The following is a 19,370-nucleotide window of genomic DNA, read 5'->3' on the forward strand; positions in this document are numbered from 1 at the left end:
CGTCACCCTCCCTTCGCTGGATTGCTGTCGCGGGTCGAGGCCGAGGCCGGCGAGGCCTGCGGCGGCGGCGCGGGGGACCGCGTCGCGTGGGCGGCGATGCCCGGCGCGACCGAGCCGCCGCCCACCCCCGGGCTGCCGCCGCCCCCCTGCGCGCCGCGGTCGCCGTGCGTGCTGATGCCCTGCTTCACCAGGTTCGCCGTGCCGTTGATCATCGCCGACCCGGCCGACACCGCGCTGGCCCGGGCATGGCGCATGCTCATGATCTCGTCACCGAAGCCCGGCACGAAACGGTAGACGGAGGCGCTCGCGAAGATCGAGAGGAAGAGGATCGCCAGGCCGGACAGCACCCGGGCGAAGTCGTCGTTGGCCCCGGCGCCGGTGGCCACCGCGCCGGCCAGCCCGAGGATGATCACGATGATCGGCTTCGCCAGGTCCACCGCCAGCATCACCCCGGCCCAACGGCGCACGTGCTTCCACAGCTGCTTGTCGACCAGCCCCGCGTACACCGCCGTCCCCAGCAGCGCGCCCACGTACAGCATCGCCGCCCGGATCAGCAGCTCGACCCAGAGCACCGCCGCCGCCAGCACGGCCACCAGCGACACGATGATCAGGATCAGCGGGCCGCCGCCCATGTCACCCTTCTCCAAGGTGTCCGCGAACCCGCCCAGGTACGTCCCGGTGTCGGACTTCGTCCCCACCGCGATCGCCGTGGTCAGCCCGTCGGTCGCGCTCACCACGGTGTACAGGATCAGCGGCGTGAACGCGGAGGCCACCACGGTCAGCCACAGGAAGCCGATCGCTTCCGAGATCGCCGTCGTCAGGGGCGCGCCGCGCACCGCCCGCTTCGTCACCGCCAGCAGCCAGAGCACCAGCGTGATGACCGTCGAGGCGGCGAACACCACCGCGTACTGCTGCAGGAACGACGCGTTGGTGAAGTCCACCTGCGTCGTTCCGTCGATGGCCCCCGACAGCTTCCGCACCACCCAGGACGCCGCCTGCGCACACCCCTTCGCGAGCGCCCCGAGCGGATCGGTGACACTCCCGACGGTCCCGGAGCCGGGGATGACCACCGCCCCGTTCGGAGCACAGCCCGCATCGCTGCCCGGAATCGGCAGGTCGACCTTCTGACAAGTTGCGCTGGGGGACGGCGTCGCCGTCGGCGACGGCTCCGCGAAGGCCCGCTGCGCCGTCAGCAGCGCGGCCACCTGCACGGCGGCCAGCGCCCCCGCGACCGCGCCGGCCCGGCGGGCACCGGGGCGCACGGCGGAGGGGGCGACAGGACGTGCGGCACGGCGCCGCGGGGTGGACTCAACGGGCATAGCGGAAACCCCCGAACTGCTGGACGGCGCCGGTGATCTCCTCGGCGGTGGCGGCCTGCTGGTCGCCCGGCATCGGGGCTGGGCCCGGCCGGCTTGCGTAGTCGGCGAGCTTCCAGTCGCTGCCCGCCCAGCGCAGGGTCAGGGTGAGGGTGAACCAGTTCTCCATGACCGGCTGGACGGAGCGCTCGCCGGCGAGCCCGGTGAGACCCGTGCACCAGACCTCGACCTTGGCCTCGCCGTCGCTGTAACCCACCTGCTTGGCACCCACCGGGACGGTGCGGCTGACGAAGGTGAGCCCCTTCGGCGCGCGGCCCTGGGCGTCGAGGCCGTAGCGGGCCGCGGTGTCCCCGCCGAACCCCTGGTCCAGGCGCGTCTGGAGGGCCGTGACGGCCGACGGGTCGGCGATGGTGGCCACGATGGTGTGGCGGCTGTCGGTGCGGAACATGTCGGCCGAGCCGATGGCGACCGCGTAGTTGGTGGCGGCCGACTGCGCGCCCTGGTCGGTGTGCGGGAAGCCGCCGGCGATCCCGTTGGTCGTGGTGCCGACGGGCTGGTCCCCGCTGGGTGCCGGCCCGGCGCCGGAGGCGGCCGTGGGGGCGACGCCGTCGGCCGAGCGGGCGGGCCCGGAGCCGGGGTCGGCCTTGCCGCGGTTGGCGATGGAGATCGCCACGACCAGCAGGGTCACGACCACCAGGACGGCCAGCAGGGTCCGCAGCGGCCGGGGCTGACGGGCGGTCGGCTGCGACGAGGGCTGTTCGCCGACCGGCAGCCGCGTACGGGTGTGCGGCTGGTCGTCGGACAACGGCACGGCGGCCCTCCTGGTGCTGGGAGCCGGGGAGGCTCCGGGGGCCCCTCCGCCCGTGGGCGGGCGCGGAGGGAGGGGTGGTGGGGTGGACTCCCGACGGGGGCTCCGACGGAACCGGCGGCCGGGCGGGCGGACAGCCGTGCCGCCCACGCGCGCCCGAACTGTTCCGATCGTCAGATGGCCATGCCGTACACAATGGTGAACAGAGTGCCAAGTGATCCAATGATGAACACGCCGGTCAGCCCGGCGATGATCAGTCCCTTGCCCTGTTCGGCACCGAAGCTGTCCCGCATCGCGGTCGCACCGATCCGCTGCTTGGCCGCGCCCCAGACGGCCAGGCCGAGGCAGGCCAGGATCGCCACGGCCATGACGACCTCGACCATCACCCGGGCCTCCGACCCGAGACTCGCGAACGGGCCCCAGTCCGGCGCGATCCCGCCGATGATGGTGTCGATATTCGGCTTCTTAGGAGGGTCTTCGGCCAGGTGGCCGATCGCGAGTCTGTCCACGCTGCTCAGGTTCATTTCCATCTCACCGCCCGATCAGGCAAATTCAAGGGCCCAGACCCCGTCCGCGCGAAGGGTCGGTACCTATTCTTGGCCAGATCTGATGTCGACTTGGCTGCTTCTCGCGGATTGGTCGTGCGGCACCGGACACGTACGCGAGGATGTCCACCGTACGAAGGATAGCGCTCACTCTTTGTATCTCTGATGATTGCGGTGAGCAACGCCTTCCGGGACACTTCGACTGACGATTCGTCGGGATGGTGCTGATGGTACTCCGGAAGGCCGGTACGGCCGCCGCCGCTGCGGGAGTTGTAGCGGTCGGCTTCATCGGGCTGGTTACGGTTGCGACGTATGCGGCCAGTGGTGCGCCGCAGCAGTCGGCCAATCGCGCCGCGCTCTCCCCGGGCACCGTTCCGGCGGCCTACCAGGGGCCGATCCAGCAGTGGGGCTCGCTCTGCCCGGAGATCTCCCCGCCGATGCTCGCGGCGCAGCTGTACCAGGAAAGCGGCTTTGACCCCGGCGCCCGATCGCCCGTCGGCGCGCAGGGAATGGCGCAGTTCATGCCGGCCACTTGGGGAACATACGGCACGGACGGCAACAATGACGGCAAGAAGGATGTCTGGGACCCGCTGGACGCGATCGCCTCGGCCGCCACGTTCGACTGCGCACTCGCCGACGACGTCGCCAAGGTCCCGGGCGACCGCCAGGCCAACCTGCTGGCCGCCTACAACGCCGGTCCGTACGCGGTCACGAAGTACGGCGGGATCCCGCCGTACAAGGAGACCCAGGGCTATGTGAAGAACATCCAGGCCATGGCCCGCAGCTTCACCGCGCCGACCGCGCCGGTGGCCGTCTCCCAGCAGTCGGCCGGGGCGATCTACTTCGCCCAGACCAAGCTCGGTACCCCGTACCTGTGGGGCGGCGAGGGCCTGCCCTCGCAGAACGGGCGGTTCGACTGCTCCGGGCTGACCCAGGCGGCGTACGCCAGCGTGGGCATCACGCTCCCCCGGGTCGCCAACGACCAGTGGTACGCCGGGCAGCACCCCTCGCGCGACCAGCTCCGCCCGGGGGACCTGGTGTTCTGGGCGACCGACCTGGGCGACCCGCGCACCATCCACCACGTCGGCATCTACGTCGGCGGCGGTTACATGATCAACGCCCCGCACACCGGCGCGGTGATCCGCTACGACAAGATCGACAGCAAGGAGTACATCGGCGCCACCCGGGTCACCTCGGACGGCGCCGAGGCGCTGCCGGTCCGCAACACCGACGGCAGCATCACCGGCCCCAGCCGCCCGGGCACCCCGGACTCCCCGGCCCCGTCGGCCCCCGCCGCCCCGGCCAACCAGGCCGCCCCCGCGCCGCCGTCCGCCCTCGGCGCGCCCGGCTCCGCGGCGACCCGCCGGGCGGTCGCGGCCGGCCCCTCCCCGACAGGTGCAGGTCAAAACGCTGCAAAGAGCTGAACCCTCCGGGCCGCCGGGTGTGAGTGCGCTGTGGACGCTGAGTCAAGTTTCCATAACCGCGCGTTTCCGTGGAACGCTGTGCACCGGTTATGACGTTGTGTTCGTTGGCTCCACGTCAGCTCCCTGAACAGGGCGGGGACGGCGGGCCACGGCCGGATCGAACAGGTGCTGCGGAACCAGAAGGAGGTGCGGCGTGTCGACGCCGCTTGCCGACACGACCAACCCCGACCTCGGACTGCTCTACGCCGTCAACGGCCTGGCCAAGCGCTCCCCGCAGTGGTTGGACCACTCGGTCTCCTGGATCGGCGAGTACGGCATCCTGATCGGCCTGGCCCTGCTGGGGCTGGTCGGCTGGCTCCAGGCGCGACGCCGCCCGGACGCCCCGGTGGCCGTCGCCGGCCTGCTCTGGGCGCCGCTCGCGGTCGCCCTCGCCGAGCTGGCGAACCTGCCGATCGCCGCCATCGTCAACCGCCCGCGGCCGTTCGTCGACCACTCCGGGCTGGACGTGCTGGTGGAGGGCAAGGAGGGCACCCACTCCTTCGTGAGCGACCACTCGACGATGTCGATGGGCATCGCGGTCGCCCTGTTCCTGGTGAACCGGCGGCTGGGCTGGATCGCCGGCGGCCTCGCGCTGCTGCAGGGCTTCTGCCGGATGTACATGGGCGTCCACTACCCCACCGACGTGATCGGCGGCTTCGCGCTCGCCACCGCGGTGGTCCTGCTGCTGGCGCCGATCGCGATGGCCGTGCTGGTCCCGCTCTGCCACGCGCTGAGCCGCACCGCCGTCGCCCCGCTGATCCGGGCACCGCAGTCCGGCAACCGCCCGCGCGGCGGCCGACGGGGGCGGACGGGCGGCACCGTGACGTCCGGCGAGCAGCCGCCGGAGTCCGACCTCGCGGCCTAGCGGCGGGGCCGCCGAGGCCGACGGGGCCGCGTCCGGCCGGCGCCAGACCGTCGTCCGGCCGGTGCTAGACCGTCGTCCGGCCGGCGCCGGTCCCGGCCAGGTGGTCGGCGGCCTCGCGTCTGGTCAGGTCACGGGAACGGCGGGCCGGTGAGAACCAGCCGCACGCGCAGGTCGCGAAGCAGAAGGAACCGCGCTCGCCGATCTCGACGCGGTGCTCGGGCATCCGGGCGGTGCCGGGCTCGGCCGGCAGCTCACTGTGCACGTGCTTCACGGTAACGCGCCCGGGACCCGGCGCGCGACGCCCGCCGTGCGCCGGGTGCCGCGTAACCCTTCGATGCCCAACTCGTTTGCCCGGAAAGAGCTCTGCCCACCCGGTGGTGGTGGCCGGCGGGGCAGTCGGGGCCCGAGGGGGTTGTCGCGAGGATGAAGATGACCGACCAGCAGCGCAGCGGCCGGCGGCACGGTCGCCCACTGCCCCACCTGCGCTCGGCGGCCGGCGCCGCCGTGCTCGCTGCCGCGCTCGCCGGGCTGGCCGGCTGCTCGGGCGCCACCGCCGACTCCGGCGGCTCGGCCGACCAGAAGGCGGGCGCCGACCGGCTCTCCGCCGACCCGGTGACGGCCGTCCGCAGCGCCGCCGACATCACCGGCCGGACGGGCTCCGCGCACACCGCGACCGAACTGGTCACCGAGTCGGCCGAGAAGAAGGCCGTCTTCACCGGCACCGGCGGCTACGACTACGTGAAGCGGATCGGGCGGCTGGAGGTCGCGGTGCCACCCGGCGCGGCGACCACCGGGAAGATCGTCGAGGTGGTCCTGCCGGGCACCGTCTACCTGCAGAACAGCGGCGCCAAGGTGCCCGAGGGCAAGTGGGTCAAGCTCGACGTGCGCCAGCTGCCGGACGGCAACCTGGTCAGCAGCGGCGCCACCGAACCGGCCTCCGCCGCGGGTGCGCTGCGCGGGGCGCAGAAGGCGGACCTGGTCGGCACCGAGACCGTCGACGGGGTCCCGCTGAAGCACTACCGGGGCACCCTGGACCTCGCCAAGGCCGCGGACGCGACCGGCGGCCGGGGCGGGGACGGCCTGCGGATGGGCTCCCAGACCTTCACGGTCAAGGACGTCCCGTACGACGCCTGGCTGGACGAGCAGGGGCGGCTGCACAAGGTGGTCGAGATCTTCACCTTCGCCGGCGTGGCCGGGTCCAAGGAGGCGAAGGACCAGGTGAAGGTGACGTCGACCACCACGCTGTCGGACTTCGGCAAGCCGGTGGAGGCGGCCGAGCCGCCCGCCGCCGACATCTACGCGATGAAGCCCACGGAAAGCCCGAAGTAGCCGGCGGCGGGGACGCCGCCGGATCGGGTGGGCCACCCCGGGCAGCGCGGCCCACCCGTTTCGGCGGCGCCGAGATGGCCCGTCCGTGCCATGTGGACGGGCTGCGAAGTGCCTAGGCTGGACATCGGGTGGCTGCCGCCCGGGCTGGCGAGGCGCTGAAGGGGTGGTGCAGGTGGTGTCGTCCACGGGCGGCCGCAGCGGCGGCCACGAGGACGCGGCCCTCGACGAGATCGACCTGGCCGGCGAGCTGATGATCGCCGCCACGGCCAGCGACGGCGACCGGCTCCCGCCGGAACGGATCGACGAGGTGCTGCTGCTGGACCGGCCCGACGGCGCCGCGGCCGCCGACCGGCCGTCGGAGGCGGGGCACCGGACGCCCCAGGAGCGGGCGCCCGGACGCGCCGGCCGCCGCTCCGGAGCCGGGCCCTCGGCGGGCTCCGGAACCGGCCGCCAGGGCAGCTCCTAGGCGCCCGGCCGAGGGGCTAGCTGCGCAGCAGCCGGCCGATCGCGGCGGTGGCCTCCGCCACCTTGGCGTCCAGCTCGGCGCCGCCCTCCTCGGCGGCCGCGGCGACGCAGTGCCGCAGGTGCTCCTCCAGCAGGGACAGCGCGAAGGACTGCAGGGCCTTGGTACCGGCCGACACCTGGGTCAGCACGTCGATGCAGTAGACGTCCTCGTCGACCATCCGCTGGAGGCCGCGGATCTGGCCCTCGATCCGGCGCAGGCGCTTGAGGTGGGCGTCCTTCTGGGCGCTGTACCCGTGCGGACCGTGTCCGCCGTGCCCACCGTGCTGTGCGGGCGCCTCCGGAGCGGCCGGCCCGGCGGCGCCGTGCGGCTCGCCCCCCGGCGCCTGGTCCGGGTCGGTGCGCGCTTCCGTCGTGGTCATCGGCCCGCCTTCGTCTGGATGCCTGGGTGGCTGCGTCGGCCTCCAGTGTCCAACACCGGGGCCGGTCGTGGTGTTCCTCCGGCGCGGTCCACGGCCCGGAGCGGCCCCGGAGCGGCCCCGGAGCGGCCCCAGAGCGGCCCCAGAGCGGCCCAGAGCGGCGCCGGGCGGGGTCCGGCCGGGCTCCGGGGCCGGCCCGGAGGGTGGTTCCCCCGTCCGGGCCACACCCCGCTGTTCCGCGCGCACGACAGGGGCAAACCGCGCGAGGTTCCGTCAGACTGGGGGCTCACGTCCGCACATGGGTGTGCGGGCCGGGTGCACCACTACGGCGACCAAACGGAAGCGGAGGATCCGCCTCCCCTCGCACCACCCCGTTTGCGCAATTGCGCTTGGTTGCACCTAGCATCGTTCAGTCCCTACCCCGCACATCGGAGATTTCCGTGCGTTTTAGCCTGACCCCGAAGGAGACGAGTTTCTACGACATGTTCGCCGCGGCAGCGGAGAACCTCGTCGTGGGATCGAAGCTCCTGCTGGAACTGCTGGGATCAGACGTGTCGGCCCGCGCGGAGATCGTCGAGCGCATGCGCGCCGCCGAGCACGCCGGGGACGACACCACCCATGCGGTCTTCCACCAGCTGAACTCGTCGTTCATCACGCCCTTCGACCGCGAGGACATCTACAGCCTCGCCTCGTCGCTGGACGACATCATGGACTTCATGGAGGAGGCCGTCGACCTGGTCGTCCTCTACGACATCCAGACCCTGCCCAAGGGCATCGAACAGCAGATCGAGGTGCTGGCGCGCGCCGCCGAGCTCACCGCCGAGGCGATGCCGAACCTGCGCACCATGTCCAACCTCACCGAGTACTGGATCGAGGTCAACCGGCTGGAGAACCAGGCCGACCAGATCCACCGCAAGCTGCTCGCCCACCTGTTCTCCGGCCAGTACGACGCCATCGAGGTGCTCAAGCTCAAGCAGGTCGTGGACGTCCTTGAGGAGGCGGCGGACGCGTTCGAGCACGTCGCCAACACGGTGGAGACCATCGCCGTCAAGGAGTCCTGACCCCCGTGGACCTGGCTGCACTCATCGCCGTCCTCGGCGTTGCGTTCTTCTTCACCTACACCAACGGCTTCCACGACTCCGCGAACGCCATCGCCACCTCGGTCTCCACCCGGGCCCTCACCCCGCGGGCCGCGCTCGCGATGGCCGCGGTGATGAACCTGGCCGGCGCCTTCCTCGGCAGCGGCGTGGCGCACACCGTCTCCAAGGGCATCATCGCCACCCCGACCGGCAACCAGGGCATGGCGATCCTGTTCGCCGCCCTCGTCGGCGCGATCGCCTGGAACCTGGTCACCTGGTACTTCGGCCTGCCGTCCTCCTCCTCCCACGCGCTGTTCGGCGGCATGGTCGGGGCGGCCCTGGCCGGCGGCACCGAGGTGATCTGGAGCGGCGTCCTCGACAAGATCGTCATCCCGATGATCGTCTCGCCGATCGTCGGCCTGGTCGGCGGCTACCTGGTCATGCTGGCGATCCTGTGGATCTTCCGGCGGGCCAACCCGCACCGCGCCAAGCGCAACTTCCGGGTCGCGCAGACCGCGTCGGCCGCCGCCATGGCCCTCGCGCACGGTCTGCAGGACGCCCAGAAGACCATGGGCATCGTGGTCATGGCGCTCACCATCTCGGGCCACCACGACAGCAGTGACATCCCGGTCTGGGTGAAGATCTCCTGCGCCACGATGCTCTCGCTGGGCACCTACGCGGGCGGCTGGCGGATCATGCGGACCCTCGGCCGCAAGATCATCGAGCTGGACCCGCCGCAGGGCTTCGCCGCCGAGGCCACCGCCTCGACGGTCATGTACATCACCTCGTTCGTCTTCAAGGCGCCGATCTCCACCACCCACGTGATCACCTCGGCGATCATGGGCGTGGGCGCCACCAAGCGGATCCGCGCGGTCCGCTGGGGCGTCGCGAAGAACATCGTGCTCGGCTGGTTCATCACGATGCCGGCCGCCGCGATCGTCGCGGCCCTGATGTACTGGTTCGTCCACCTGTTCTGGGGCTGACGCCCCGGGCCGGGCAGGACGCGCCGGCTGACATGGCAAGGGCCCGCCCCCACGTCTCGGGGGCGGGCCCTTCCTCATACTTCGCGGCGGCACCGCCATGCAGCACCACGAAGCAGCTCTGGCTCCGGGCGGTCTAGCCGAAACGGCCGGAGATGTAGTCCTCGGTCGCCTGCACGGACGGGTTGGAGAAGATCCGCTGGGTGTCGTCCAGCTCGATCAGCTTGCCCGGCTGGCCGACCCCGGCGAGGTTGAAGAAGGCGGTGCGGTCGCTGACGCGGGCCGCCTGCTGCATGTTGTGCGTCACGATCACGATCGTGAACTGGGACTTCAGCTCGCCGATCAGGTCCTCGATGGCGAGGGTGGAGATCGGGTCGAGCGCCGAGCAGGGCTCGTCCATCAGCAGGACCTGCGGCTCGACCGCGATGGCGCGGGCGATGCAGAGGCGCTGCTGCTGACCGCCGGAGAGGCCGGCACCCGGCTTGTTCAGCCGGTCCTTGACCTCGTTCCACAGGTTGGCGCCCTTGAGGGACTTCTCCACCACGCCGTCCAGGACGGACTTCTTGCGGACGCCCGCGAGCTTCAGCCCGGCGATCACGTTGTCGTAGATCGACATCGTCGGGAACGGGTTCGGCCGCTGGAAGACCATGCCGACCGCCCGGCGGACGGCGACCGGGTCGACGTGCGAGCCGTAGAGGTTCTCGTCGTCCAGGAGCACCTTGCCCTCGACACGGGCGCCGGGGATCACCTCGTGCATCCGGTTGAGGGTCCGCAGGAAGGTGGACTTGCCGCAGCCCGAGGGGCCGATGAAGGCCGTCACCGAGCGGGGCTCGATGCTCATCGAGATGTCCTCGATGGCCTTGGTGGTGCCGTAGAAGGCGGACAGTCCGCTGACGTCGATGCGCTTGGCCATGATCGTTACTTCTCTCGCCCGCGGCCGGGGGCCGCTAATGAATTCTGGGTCGTACGTCAGTCGGGCGCTCAGCGTCCGCCCTTGGGCGAACGCCAGCGTGCGATGCCCCGGGCGATGAGGTTGAGCCCCATCACGAAGGCGATCAGCACCAGCGCCGCGCCCCAGGCACGGGCGTAGCCGTAGTCGTTGTTCACCACCGCGTACTGCTGCCAGATGTACATCGGCAGCGACTGCTGCGGCCCGTTGAACGGGTCACTGTTGATGAAGTCCGCGCCGAAGACCAGCATCATCACCGGGGCGGTCTCGCCCGTGATGCGGGCGACCGCGAGCATCAGGCCGGTGGTGATGCCGCCGATCGCGGTGGGGAGGACGATCCGCAGGATGGTCTTCCACTTCGGCACGCCGAGGGCGTACGACGCCTCGCGCAGCTCGTTCGGGACGAGCTTCAGCATCTCCTCGGTGGAACGGACCACGACCGGCATCATCAGGATCGCCAGCGCGAGGGAGCCCGAGAAGCCCGAGTAGGAGAAGCCGAGGGCGATGTTCCACAGGGACAGGATGAACAGACCGGCGACGATCGACGGGACACCCGTCATGACGTCGACGAAGAAGGTGACCGCCTTGGCGAGCCGGCCCCGGCCGTACTCGACCAGGTAGACGGCGGTCAGCAGACCGATCGGGGCGGCCATCGCGGTGGCCAGCAGGACCTGCTCGATGGTGCCGATCAGCGCGTGGTAGATGCCGCCGCCGGGGCCCGAGTAGCGGACGCCCTTCATCGAGTGCGTCAGGAAGTTGCCGTTCACCACCTCCGCGCCCTGCTGGACGGTGTAGATGGTGAGCGCGGCCAGCGGCACCACGGCCAGGATGAAGGCGACCCAGACCACCGAGGTGGCGAAGCGGTCCTTGGCCTGGCGGCGGCCCTCGACCCGGGCGGCGAGCCCGTAGCTGATCCCCAGGAACAGCAGCGCCGAGATGAGGCCCCACTGCAGGTGGCTCTCCAGCCCGCCGACCGCGCCGATCCCGCAGCCGAGCGCGATCGAGCCGGCGGCGACGGCGGCCGGGGTCCACCTGGGCAGGCGGTTGGAGGTCAGCGGGCGGCCGACCGGGCGGGTGTCCGCCGGAACGGACGTGGTCGCGGCGCTCATGCGTTGGCCCCCGAGTACTCCTTGCGGCGGGCGACGATCAGCCGCGCGGCACCGTTCACCACGAGGGTGATCACGAACAGGACGAGGCCGGAGGCCATCAGCGCGTCCCGGCCGAAGGGCTGGGCCTCGGCGAACTTCAGCGCGATGTTCTGCGCGAAGGTGCCACCGCCCGGGTCGAGCAGGTGGAGCGAGAGGACGTTGTTGGAGGAGAGCACCACCGCGACCGCGATGGTCTCGCCGAGCGCACGGCCGAGGCCGAGCATCGAGGCCGAGATGATGCCGGGGCGGCCGAACGGCAGCACCGCGGTGCGGATCATCTCCCAGCGGGTCGCGCCGAGCGCGAGCGCCGCCTCCTCGTGCATCCGCGGCACCTGCCGGAAGACCTCCCGGGTCACCGCGGTGATGATCGGCAGGATCATGATGGCCAGCAGGATGCCCACGGTGAACAGCGTGCGCGGCACGGTGCCGACCCGGGACTGGTCGAAGACGTACGTCCAGCCGAGGTACTCGTCCAGCCAGCTGGTCAGCCCGTAGAGGTGCGGCACCAGGAAGAGCGCGCCCCAGAGGCCGTAGATGATGCTGGGCACGGCGGCCAGCAGGTCCACCAGGTAGGCGAACGGCTGGGCGATCCGGCGCGGCGCGTAGTGCGAGATGAACAGCGCGATCCCGATGGCCACCGGGACGGCGATCGCCATCGCGAGCGCCGCGCTGATGATGGTGCCGAACGCCAGGACGGCGATGCCGAAGACGGGCTTCGCGGCGTCCGGCGTCCACTCGAAGGTGGTGAGGAAGTTGCCCTCGTTCTTGCTCAGCGCGATGCCCGCGCGCCAGGTCAGGAAGCCTGCGATGGCGGCCATGATGACCAGCAGCAGGATGCCCGACCCACGGGCGGCGTTCATGAAGATCTTGTCGCCGAGCCGGCTGTCACGCTTGCGGCGTTCCCTGCCTCGCGGGGCGGCAGGGGAGGATGAAGTCATGTGGTCTACTCCGGTCTGGTGGTGCTGCCCCGAGGGGGCGGCACCCTGGCGGCGGTGCCCCGGACGTGCTCATGGCGAAGTCGTGCTGTCCGGCGGAGCGGCCCCGGCCCCCTCGTCCACGGGGCCGCTCCACCGGAGGTCGGGCTGGATCAGGCCAGGGTCGGGATGACCGCGTTGACCTTGTCCGTCAGCTCCTTCGGGAGCGCGACGTAGCCGGTGTCGCCGACCGCCTTCTGACCGGCGTCGCTGGCGGCGTAGGTCAGGAACGCCTTCAGCGCGTCGAGGGTGTCGGCCTTGTTGCCCTTGTCGCAGACGATCTCGTAGGTGACCAGGACGATCGGGTAGGAACCCTCCTCCTTGGTGCCGTAGTCGAGGGTCAGCGCCAGGTCGCTGCCGGTGCCCGCGATCTTCGCCTTGGCGAAGGTGGTGGCGGCGTTGGCGGCGGTGGCCTCGACCGGCTTGGAGGCGCCGGTGGCGATCGCGGCGCTCTTCAGGTTGTTGCTCTGCGCGTAGGACAGCTCGGCGTAGCTGATCGAGTTCTTGACCTGCTTCACCTGGGCCGCGACACCGGCGGAGCCGTTCGCGCCCTGGCCGCCCTTGCCGGCCCAGGCCTTGGCGGCCGGGTAGCTCCAGGCGCCGTTGGAGACCTTGGCGAAGTACTTGGTCAGGTTCTCGTTGGTGCCCGAGTCGTCCGTGCGGTGGACGGCCTGGATGTCGGCGTCCGGCAGCTTGGCGCCCGGGTTCAGCGCGGCGATCGCCGGGTCGTTCCACTTGGTGATCTGCGAGTCGAAGATCTTGGCGGCGGTCGCGCCGTCCAGGACCAGGTTGTCGACGCCGTCCACGTTGTAGACGATCGAGATCAGACCCGCGACGAGCGGCAGGTTGATGCCCTGGCCGCCGGTGCAGACCTTCTTGCTGTCCTCGACCTCGGCCGGCTTCAGCGGCGAGTCGGAACCGGCGAACTGGATCTTGCCCTGGTTGAACTGCTGGACACCCGCGCCCGAGCCGCCGCCGCCGTAGTTGATGCTGGAGCCGGAGCACGCGGCGCCGAAGTTGTTCTTCCAGACGTCGATCGCGTTGCCCTGCGCGGTGGAACCCGCGGAGATCAGGGCGGCGGGCTTGCTGCCACAGGCGATTGCGGGAGCCGAGGCGGAGCCGCTGCCGCCGGACGCGCTGGTGTTGTTCTCGTCCGAACCGCAGGCGGCGAGCGACAGCGAGCTGACGAGCGCCATGGCACCGATGGCGAGGGCCTTGGAGCGGCCGTTCCGCTGGAGCTTCACAGGGGTGTCCCTTTCTGTGGCATTGCCCGGCACGCGGACCGTACGAGGACGGCGGGGCGCGGGTTTTGCTGTGGTCCGGGGCCCGTGCGGCCCTCCGGTAACCCCGAAGTTAAGCCGGGTAAGTGACACGTCAGCCGGTCGGAAGTGAACGGGGAGTGAACCTCGGACGGATGACAGGAAACTACGTCAGGTAGTAACGGTTGCGTCACGAGCAGGGCGCGGGAAGATCACTGCCGACGTTCCGTCACCGGTCCGGCCAGGAGGGCGGGCCCGGCTACGAGGACCGGACCGGCCGCGCGCCGAGCATCCCGAGCAGCGCGTCCACCAGCACCCGGTCGCGCTCGTGCGTCAGCCTGGCCCTGGCCTTCCCCGCCGGCAGCCACTCCAGCCGGTCCACCTCCCGGTTCGGCCGGAACTCCCCGGCCGCCGGCACCGCCGCCCAGTACCGGACCTCCTTCGGCCGCCCCTGCGCCAGGTAGTGCTGCGTCGGCAGCTCGTCCCCCAGCACGCAGGAGAACCCGGTCTCCTCGCGCACCTCGCGCAGCGCCGCCTCGACCACGCCCTCCCCCGGGTCGAGCTTGCCCTTCGGCAGGCTCCAGTCGTCGTACTTGGGGCGGTGGATCAGCGCGATCCGCGGCCGCCCGAGCCGGCCGCTCTTCTTCGGGCGCCCCGGCAGCCAGAGCACCGCGCCGGCGGCCAGCACCACCGGCCCCCGCCCGGGCCGCGGGCTGCTGATGGTCGAGCCGTGGGCCCGCTCGGTGCTCAGGCGGTCGTGCACGTCATGCCGTCCGGGGTGCGGGGGTGTACCCCCAGCCCTCGGCAGGGGGGATCTCCAGCCAGTCGTCCAGGCCCGGCGGGAGTTCGGGCCACCGGCGGCCGAAGGCGTACCGTGCCGCCTCCACCTCCAGTCGTTGATCAGCATGCACCACGCCGAGCACGTAGGCGGTCGCGGGTGTGATCCTCGGCGTCCGCGCCGCCGTGGCCGCGGTGACCGCCGCGTCGGCCGCCTCCTGGTGCCGGCGCAGCACCTCGTCCAGCGCGTCCAGCTCGGCGGCCGGAAGGCCGCACACCTCCAGCGCGTAGCGGGCCCGCTTCACGAGGATCCGCACCCGGTGCCACGGCGCGTCGTCCGCCGCCAGCGCCGCGTCGGCGTCCATCGCGCCCCGGGCCGCCGGCACCGCGCCGAGCCGGCGCAGACCGTCCCCGCCGTACGGGGTGGCTGCCCGCCGCAGCGGCAGCTGCTGGGCGCTCGCCGTCAGCGCGCCGAACGCCGTCGCCGCCTGCGGCAGCAGCACCGCGCCGGCCCGGCCGTCCGCCGTCTCCAGCAGCGGCGCCTCGGCGACCAGCAGCGTCATCCGGTCCGCCAGCGCGTGCAGCCGCGCCGAACGGAGCTCCTGCAGCACGGTCGAGTGCGCCCTGGTCCGGGCCAGCGTCAGCTGGCGGTCGAGCAGCGCCCGCGCCTTCGGCGCCCCGGCGTGGCCGGCCAGCATGCCGGGACCGTCCGCCTCGCTGCCGGTCAGCGCGTCCAGCGCGCCCAGCAGCCGGGCCGACCGGCGGACGTACCCCGGCTCCAGCGCCAGCAGGTTCAGCAGCCAGCGCAGCTCGGTGCGCGACTCCTGCGCCCAGGCCTGGTCGAAGGACCCGCCGAAGGTGTGCAGCAGCCCGCCGATCCGCCGTACCGCCCGCAGCAGTCCGGCCGTGCCGGTGGACGGGACGACGGCCGCCCCCGGTCTGGCGCCGACCTCGCCCACGGCCATCGGCAGGGCCCGCAGGAACGCCCCGGCCTGGGCCGTGAGATGGCTGGAGAGGATGTCCCCGGCGGTCGCGGTGGAGGCCGTCTGGGCCGTCATCGGCGCATCGGTCATGACTAGGTAGATCCCCGTTCCCCCGGAGCCGTCCCCCGGGGCTGGTGGCCGACCGCCGCAGCGGATCCCGACGCTGGGCGGCCCGTGTCGGCGGCTCGCCCCGGTGGGTCGCTCCATGGGTCGTGGCGGCGGCTCGCGGTCAGCGGGCGGTGGCGGCGCGGCGGCGCTGGCGCGAGTCGATGAGCAGGTCCTGGACGTGTCGCAGCGGCTTGCCCTCGGCGTCCTGGGCGTGCCGGGTCCAGGCGCCGTCCGGCCCGAGGTGCCAGGACTCGGTCTCGTCCGACACTCCCAGGTCGATCAGCCCGGACAGCTCGGCCCGGTGCGCCGGGTCGGTGATCCGCATCAGCGCCTCGATCCGGCGGTCCAGGTTGCGGTGCATCATGTCGGCGCTGCCGATCCACACCTCCGGGTCCCCGTTGTTGCCGAAGACGAAGATCCGCGAGTGCTCCAGGAACCGCCCGAGGACGCTGCGCACCCGGATGTTCTCGCTCAGCCCCGGCACACCCGGGCGGATCGCGCAGATCCCGCGCACCCAGACGTCCACCGGCACCCCGGCCTGGGAGGCCCGGTAGAGCGCGTCGATCACGGCCTCGTCGACGATCGAGTTGACCTTGATCTTCACGAACGCCGGACGGCCGGCCCGGTGATGGGCGATCTCGTTGTGGATCCGGGAGATCAGTCCGTCCCGCAGGCCGCGCGGCGCGGTCAGCAGCCGCCGGTAGGACTCGCGGCGCGAGTAGCCGGAGAGCCGGTTGAAGAGGTCCGAGAGGTCCGCGCCGACCTGCGGGTCCGAGGTCAGCAGCCCGATGTCCTCGTACAGCCGGGCCGTCTTCGGGTGGTAGTTGCCGGTGCCGACGTGCGAGTAGCGGCGCAGGGTGTCGCCCTCCTGGCGGACCACCAGGGACAGCTTGCAGTGCGTCTTCAGCCCGACCAGGCCGTAGACCACGTGGCAGCCGGACTCCTCCAGCTTGCGGGCCCACTTGATGTTGGCCTGCTCGTCGAAGCGCGCCTTGATCTCGACCAGCACCAGCACCTGCTTGCCCGACTCGGCGGCGTCGATCAGCGCGTCCACGATCGGCGAGTCACCGGAGGTCCGGTACAGCGTCTGCTTGATCGCCAGCACGTCCGGGTCGCCCGCGGCCTGCTCCAGGAAGGCCTGCACCGAGGTCGAGAAGCTGTCGTACGGGTGGTGCAGCAGGACCTCCCGCTCGCGCATCGCGGCGAAGATGTCCGGCTGCGAGGCCGACTCGACGTCGGTCAGACCGCGCGCCGTGCCCGCGACGAACTTCGGGTACTTCAGCTCGGGGCGGTCCAGGTCGGCGATGCCGAACAGACCGGTGAGGTCGAGCGGACCGGGCAGCGGGAAGACCTCCGCCTCGGTGATGTTCAGCTCCCGCACCAGCAGGTCCAGGATGTAGGGGTCGATCGACTCCTCGACCTCCAGGCGCACCGGCGGGCCGAAGCGCCGCCGCATGAGCTCCTTCTCCAGGGCCTTGAGGATGTTCTCGGTGTCGTCCTCCTCGACCTCCAGGTCCTCGTTCCTGGTGACCCGGAAGGCGTGGTGCGCGAGCACCTCCATCCCCGGGAAGAGCTCCTCCAGGTGGGCGCCCATGACGTCCTCCAGCGGCACGTAGCGCTGGGGGGAGGCCTCCAGGAAGCGGGCCAGGGACTGCGGCACCTTCACCCGGGCGAAGTGCTTGTGCCCGGAGACCGGGTTGCGCACCACCACGGCGAGGTTGAGGGAGAGTCCCGATATGTAGGGGAACGGGTGGGCCGGGTCCACCGCCAGCGGGGTGAGCACCGGGAAGATCTTCTGCCGGAACAGGGTGTGCAGGCGGGCCTGCTCCTTCTCGGCCAGCTCGGGCCAGCGGACCAGCTCAATGCCCTCGCTCGCGAGGTCCGGCAGGACCTCCTGCTGGCAGGCGGCGGCGTGCCGCGCCATCAGCTCGCGCGAACGGGTCCAGATGAGGTCCAGCACCTCGCGCGGCTGGAGGCCGGAGGCACTGCGCTGGGCCACCCCGGTGGCGATCCGGCGCTTCAGGCCGGCCACCCGGACCATGAAGAACTCGTCCAGGTTGCTCGCGAAGATCGCGAGGAACTTGGTCCGCTCCAGCAGCGGGATCTGCGGATCCTCCGCCAGTTCCAGCACCCGCTCGTTGAACGCGAGCCAGCTGCGCTCGCGGTCCAGGAAACGGCCCTGGGGCAGTTCGTCGAACAGCTCGTCATCCGCGGCCGGAAGCTCCGGCGGTATCCCCAGCGCACTGGACATCCGGGCCGGAGGGGACAGCGGGGCAGAGACAGGGCGGGGGATGCTCATGGGCTCCAGCTCCTCCAGCAGGACGGCGTCCGGACGGGAAAGGCTCTGCGGGCCGTCGTCCTCGCCCAGCGCCAACGCCCACCCGCCCGGCGCGGTCAACACGGGACCGGCCGGCAGGCGTCGCCGACGCTGCACGAGCGAGACACTACGGACTTCATCCTGTGATCTTCGCGGCAGCAATTGAATCCACGGTAAACACCGCATGGCCAGGAGGAAAGCTGAATCGGTCGGAGCCGGGGCTTGGCGGCCCACCCGTTGCTTCGGCCCCGACTGTCCGCTATGCCGTCCCGGCGCCGCGCCTGACCGTGGTTCCGTGCCTGCCGACGGGTACCCGCGCGCGATCAACCCTACTGCGACCGGGTGGCGGCCCGGTCGCGGTACGACACCGGCGCGCGGGGTCGCTCGGCCGGCCTCATTCGGCCGGTCTCATTCGGCCGCTGCGGGCCCGCGGTACTGGACGCGGTACATCAGGTCGACCTCGTGGACGGTGAACCCCAGTCGTTCGTAGACGCGCACGGCGGCCGGGTTGTCCGCATCCACGTAGAGCAGGACCGTCTCCAGCCCTCGCTCGCCCGGTCCGCCGCCGGTCAGGTGACGCAGGCCGGCCGCGGTCAGCGCCCGGCCGAGGCCGCTGCCCTGCTCCGCCGGGTCCACGCCGACCACGTACACCTCGCCGAGGGCCGGCTCGGTGGCGGCCGCCGGGTGCACCTTGGTCCAGTGGAAGCCGACCGCCCGGCCGCCGCGGGTCGCGAGGAAGAAGCCGGCCGGATCGAACCACGGCTCGGCCAGCCGGTCCGCGAGGTCCTGCTCGGTCCAGGAGCCCTGCTCCGGGTGGTGCGCGAAGGCCAGCGCGTTCAGCCGCAGCCACTCGGCGTCGTCCTCGCCGGGGCGGAAGGTCCGCAGCTCGATGCCGTCCGGGAGGGCGACCGCCTCGGTCTGCGGACCGGTGCGGCGCATCTGCCGCAGCTCGCGGACCAGCTCGGCGCCGTACTTCCCGGCCAGGTGGCGGGCCGCCGGGTGCCCGCCGTGCACCCAGACGTCGACGTGGTCGCGGCCGGCCCGGTGCGCCTCGGTCAGTACCGCGTCCAGCAGCGGGCGGCCGAAGCCGCGGCCCCTGGCGGCCGGCGCCACCACGAGCTCGGCCGACGGGTTGGCCCCGGCCGGGTCGCCCTGGGGGAGTTCCAGCTGCGCGTAGCCGACGACGTCGTCCACCGGCTGTGCCGGATCTGCTGCCCGCTGGACGAAGTGGACGACTCCCGGGCGGGCCGCGTCCGAGGAGCGGAGCCGCAGACGCCCCTGCTCGGAGACCGCGGCGCGGCCGTCCACCGCCTGGGCCTCCGTCAGCACGCGCAGCGCACCGTCGCGCGCCTCCGGCCGGAGCACCTCGCGAGCGACGACCGCCCCCTCGCCGGTCGTCGGCGTTCCCTCGTAGACCCGTTCCTGCTGCGCGTCCTGATCGTCCATGCTCTGACGATACGTCAAGGGAAACGCAAAGAACCCCCCGATCCGTAAGGATCGGGGGGTTCTTTGGAATGATTGTTCGGCGGCGTCCTACTCTCCCACAGGGTCCCCCCTGCAGTACCATCGGCGCTGTGAGGCTTAGCTTC

Annotated in this window: 19 protein-coding genes and 1 rRNA gene; 6 read left to right on the top strand and 14 right to left on the bottom strand. The window is 71.8% G+C overall.

Features of this window, described 5'->3' with window-relative positions; all coding sequences use genetic code 11:
* Positions 1-2: 2 nt before the first annotated feature.
* The 3 genes from ABT263_RS25650 to ABT263_RS25660 all read right to left on the bottom strand — a co-directional run bounded on the left by ABT263_RS25650 (position 3) and on the right by ABT263_RS25660 (position 2,648).
* Positions 3-1,319 carry a hypothetical protein gene (locus ABT263_RS25650; RefSeq protein ID WP_352293689.1) on the bottom strand — a complete coding sequence of 439 codons (1,317 nt, stop codon included), beginning with the start codon at positions 1,317-1,319 and terminating at the stop codon, positions 3-5.
* On the bottom strand, positions 1,309-2,127 hold the full coding sequence (locus ABT263_RS25655) for a DUF8175 domain-containg protein (RefSeq protein WP_352293692.1): 819 nt from the start codon (positions 2,125-2,127) through the stop codon (positions 1,309-1,311). Before ABT263_RS25655 ends, ABT263_RS25650 begins: the two co-directional genes overlap by 11 nt.
* A gap of 170 nt (positions 2,128-2,297) precedes the next feature.
* Entirely contained in the window at positions 2,298-2,648 is a 351-nt protein-coding gene (locus tag ABT263_RS25660; protein WP_329489090.1) for a DUF8827 family protein, read from the bottom strand.
* A 248-nt stretch (positions 2,649-2,896) separates the two neighbouring features.
* Here ABT263_RS25660 and ABT263_RS25665 point away from each other — a divergent pair, with 248 nt between their 5' ends.
* Together ABT263_RS25665 and ABT263_RS25670 are read left to right on the top strand one after the other, a co-directional pair.
* A complete protein-coding gene (locus ABT263_RS25665) occupies positions 2,897-4,093 on the top strand; it encodes a C40 family peptidase (protein WP_352293721.1) in 1,197 nt (398 codons plus the stop codon).
* Between the two features lie 193 nt (positions 4,094-4,286).
* The gene (locus ABT263_RS25670; protein WP_352293695.1) at positions 4,287-4,997 is read left to right on the top strand and encodes a phosphatase PAP2 family protein; all 711 of its coding nucleotides are present in this window, start codon (positions 4,287-4,289) and stop codon (positions 4,995-4,997) included.
* A 64-nt stretch (positions 4,998-5,061) separates the two neighbouring features.
* On the opposite strand, the gene ABT263_RS25675 is transcribed toward ABT263_RS25670, so the two are convergent.
* Positions 5,062-5,259, bottom strand: a complete 198-nt coding sequence (locus tag ABT263_RS25675) for a hypothetical protein (RefSeq protein WP_352293727.1) — start codon at positions 5,257-5,259, stop codon at positions 5,062-5,064.
* Between the two features lie 167 nt (positions 5,260-5,426).
* Between ABT263_RS25675 and ABT263_RS25680 the strand changes: the two genes are divergently transcribed.
* Both ABT263_RS25680 and ABT263_RS25685 read left to right on the top strand, forming a co-directional pair.
* On the top strand, positions 5,427-6,326 hold the full coding sequence (locus ABT263_RS25680; protein ID WP_352293698.1) for an SCO4651 family lipoprotein: 900 nt from the start codon (positions 5,427-5,429) through the stop codon (positions 6,324-6,326).
* 172 nt (positions 6,327-6,498) lie between these two features.
* A complete protein-coding gene (locus ABT263_RS25685) occupies positions 6,499-6,792 on the top strand; it encodes a hypothetical protein (protein ID WP_502885864.1) in 294 nt (97 codons plus the stop codon).
* A 16-nt stretch (positions 6,793-6,808) separates the two neighbouring features.
* Here the strand turns inward: ABT263_RS25685 and ABT263_RS25690 are convergent, their stop codons facing one another.
* Complete coding sequence (locus ABT263_RS25690) at positions 6,809-7,210, bottom strand: metal-sensitive transcriptional regulator (RefSeq protein WP_352293701.1); 402 nt, start codon at positions 7,208-7,210, stop codon at positions 6,809-6,811.
* A gap of 437 nt (positions 7,211-7,647) precedes the next feature.
* Here ABT263_RS25690 and ABT263_RS25695 point away from each other — a divergent pair, with 437 nt between their 5' ends.
* Positions 7,648-8,268: a DUF47 domain-containing protein gene (locus tag ABT263_RS25695; RefSeq protein ID WP_329489086.1), complete on the top strand. Its 621-nt coding sequence runs from the start codon at positions 7,648-7,650 to the stop codon at positions 8,266-8,268.
* Between the two features lie 5 nt (positions 8,269-8,273).
* Positions 8,274-9,269, top strand: coding sequence for an inorganic phosphate transporter (locus tag ABT263_RS25700; RefSeq protein ID WP_352293704.1), 996 nt, complete (start codon positions 8,274-8,276; stop codon positions 9,267-9,269).
* Positions 9,270-9,402: 133 nt separating this feature from the next.
* On the opposite strand, the gene pstB is transcribed toward ABT263_RS25700, so the two are convergent.
* The 9 genes from pstB to rrf all read right to left on the bottom strand — a co-directional run.
* On the bottom strand, positions 9,403-10,179 hold the full coding sequence (gene pstB, locus ABT263_RS25705) for a phosphate ABC transporter ATP-binding protein PstB (protein WP_329489084.1): 777 nt from the start codon (positions 10,177-10,179) through the stop codon (positions 9,403-9,405).
* 68 nt (positions 10,180-10,247) lie between these two features.
* On the bottom strand, positions 10,248-11,324 hold the full coding sequence (gene pstA, locus ABT263_RS25710; RefSeq protein ID WP_329489083.1) for a phosphate ABC transporter permease PstA: 1,077 nt from the start codon (positions 11,322-11,324) through the stop codon (positions 10,248-10,250).
* A complete protein-coding gene (pstC, locus tag ABT263_RS25715; RefSeq protein WP_329489082.1) occupies positions 11,321-12,301 on the bottom strand; it encodes a phosphate ABC transporter permease subunit PstC in 981 nt (326 codons plus the stop codon). The genes pstA and pstC overlap by 4 nt, the downstream gene beginning before the upstream one ends.
* 149 nt (positions 12,302-12,450) lie before the next feature.
* Positions 12,451-13,581, bottom strand: a complete 1,131-nt coding sequence (pstS, locus tag ABT263_RS25720) for a phosphate ABC transporter substrate-binding protein PstS (RefSeq protein ID WP_352293707.1) — start codon at positions 13,579-13,581, stop codon at positions 12,451-12,453.
* A gap of 274 nt (positions 13,582-13,855) precedes the next feature.
* On the bottom strand, positions 13,856-14,317 hold the full coding sequence (locus tag ABT263_RS25725) for an NUDIX hydrolase (RefSeq protein ID WP_380385525.1): 462 nt from the start codon (positions 14,315-14,317) through the stop codon (positions 13,856-13,858).
* A gap of 43 nt (positions 14,318-14,360) precedes the next feature.
* Entirely contained in the window at positions 14,361-15,446 is a 1,086-nt protein-coding gene (locus tag ABT263_RS25730) for a CHAD domain-containing protein (protein ID WP_352293710.1), read from the bottom strand.
* 139 nt (positions 15,447-15,585) lie between these two features.
* The gene (locus ABT263_RS25735) at positions 15,586-17,763 is read right to left on the bottom strand and encodes an RNA degradosome polyphosphate kinase (protein ID WP_329492196.1); all 2,178 of its coding nucleotides are present in this window, start codon (positions 17,761-17,763) and stop codon (positions 15,586-15,588) included.
* Between the two features lie 426 nt (positions 17,764-18,189).
* Entirely contained in the window at positions 18,190-19,227 is a 1,038-nt protein-coding gene (mshD, locus tag ABT263_RS25740; protein WP_352293713.1) for a mycothiol synthase, read from the bottom strand.
* Positions 19,228-19,301: 74 nt separating this feature from the next.
* Positions 19,302-19,370, bottom strand: a 5S ribosomal RNA gene (rrf, locus tag ABT263_RS38955); the annotation flags it as partial.

Origin of the sequence: Kitasatospora sp. NPDC001603 (assembly GCF_040298365.1) — a bacterium.
Taxonomy (GTDB): domain Bacteria; phylum Actinomycetota; class Actinomycetes; order Streptomycetales; family Streptomycetaceae; genus Kitasatospora.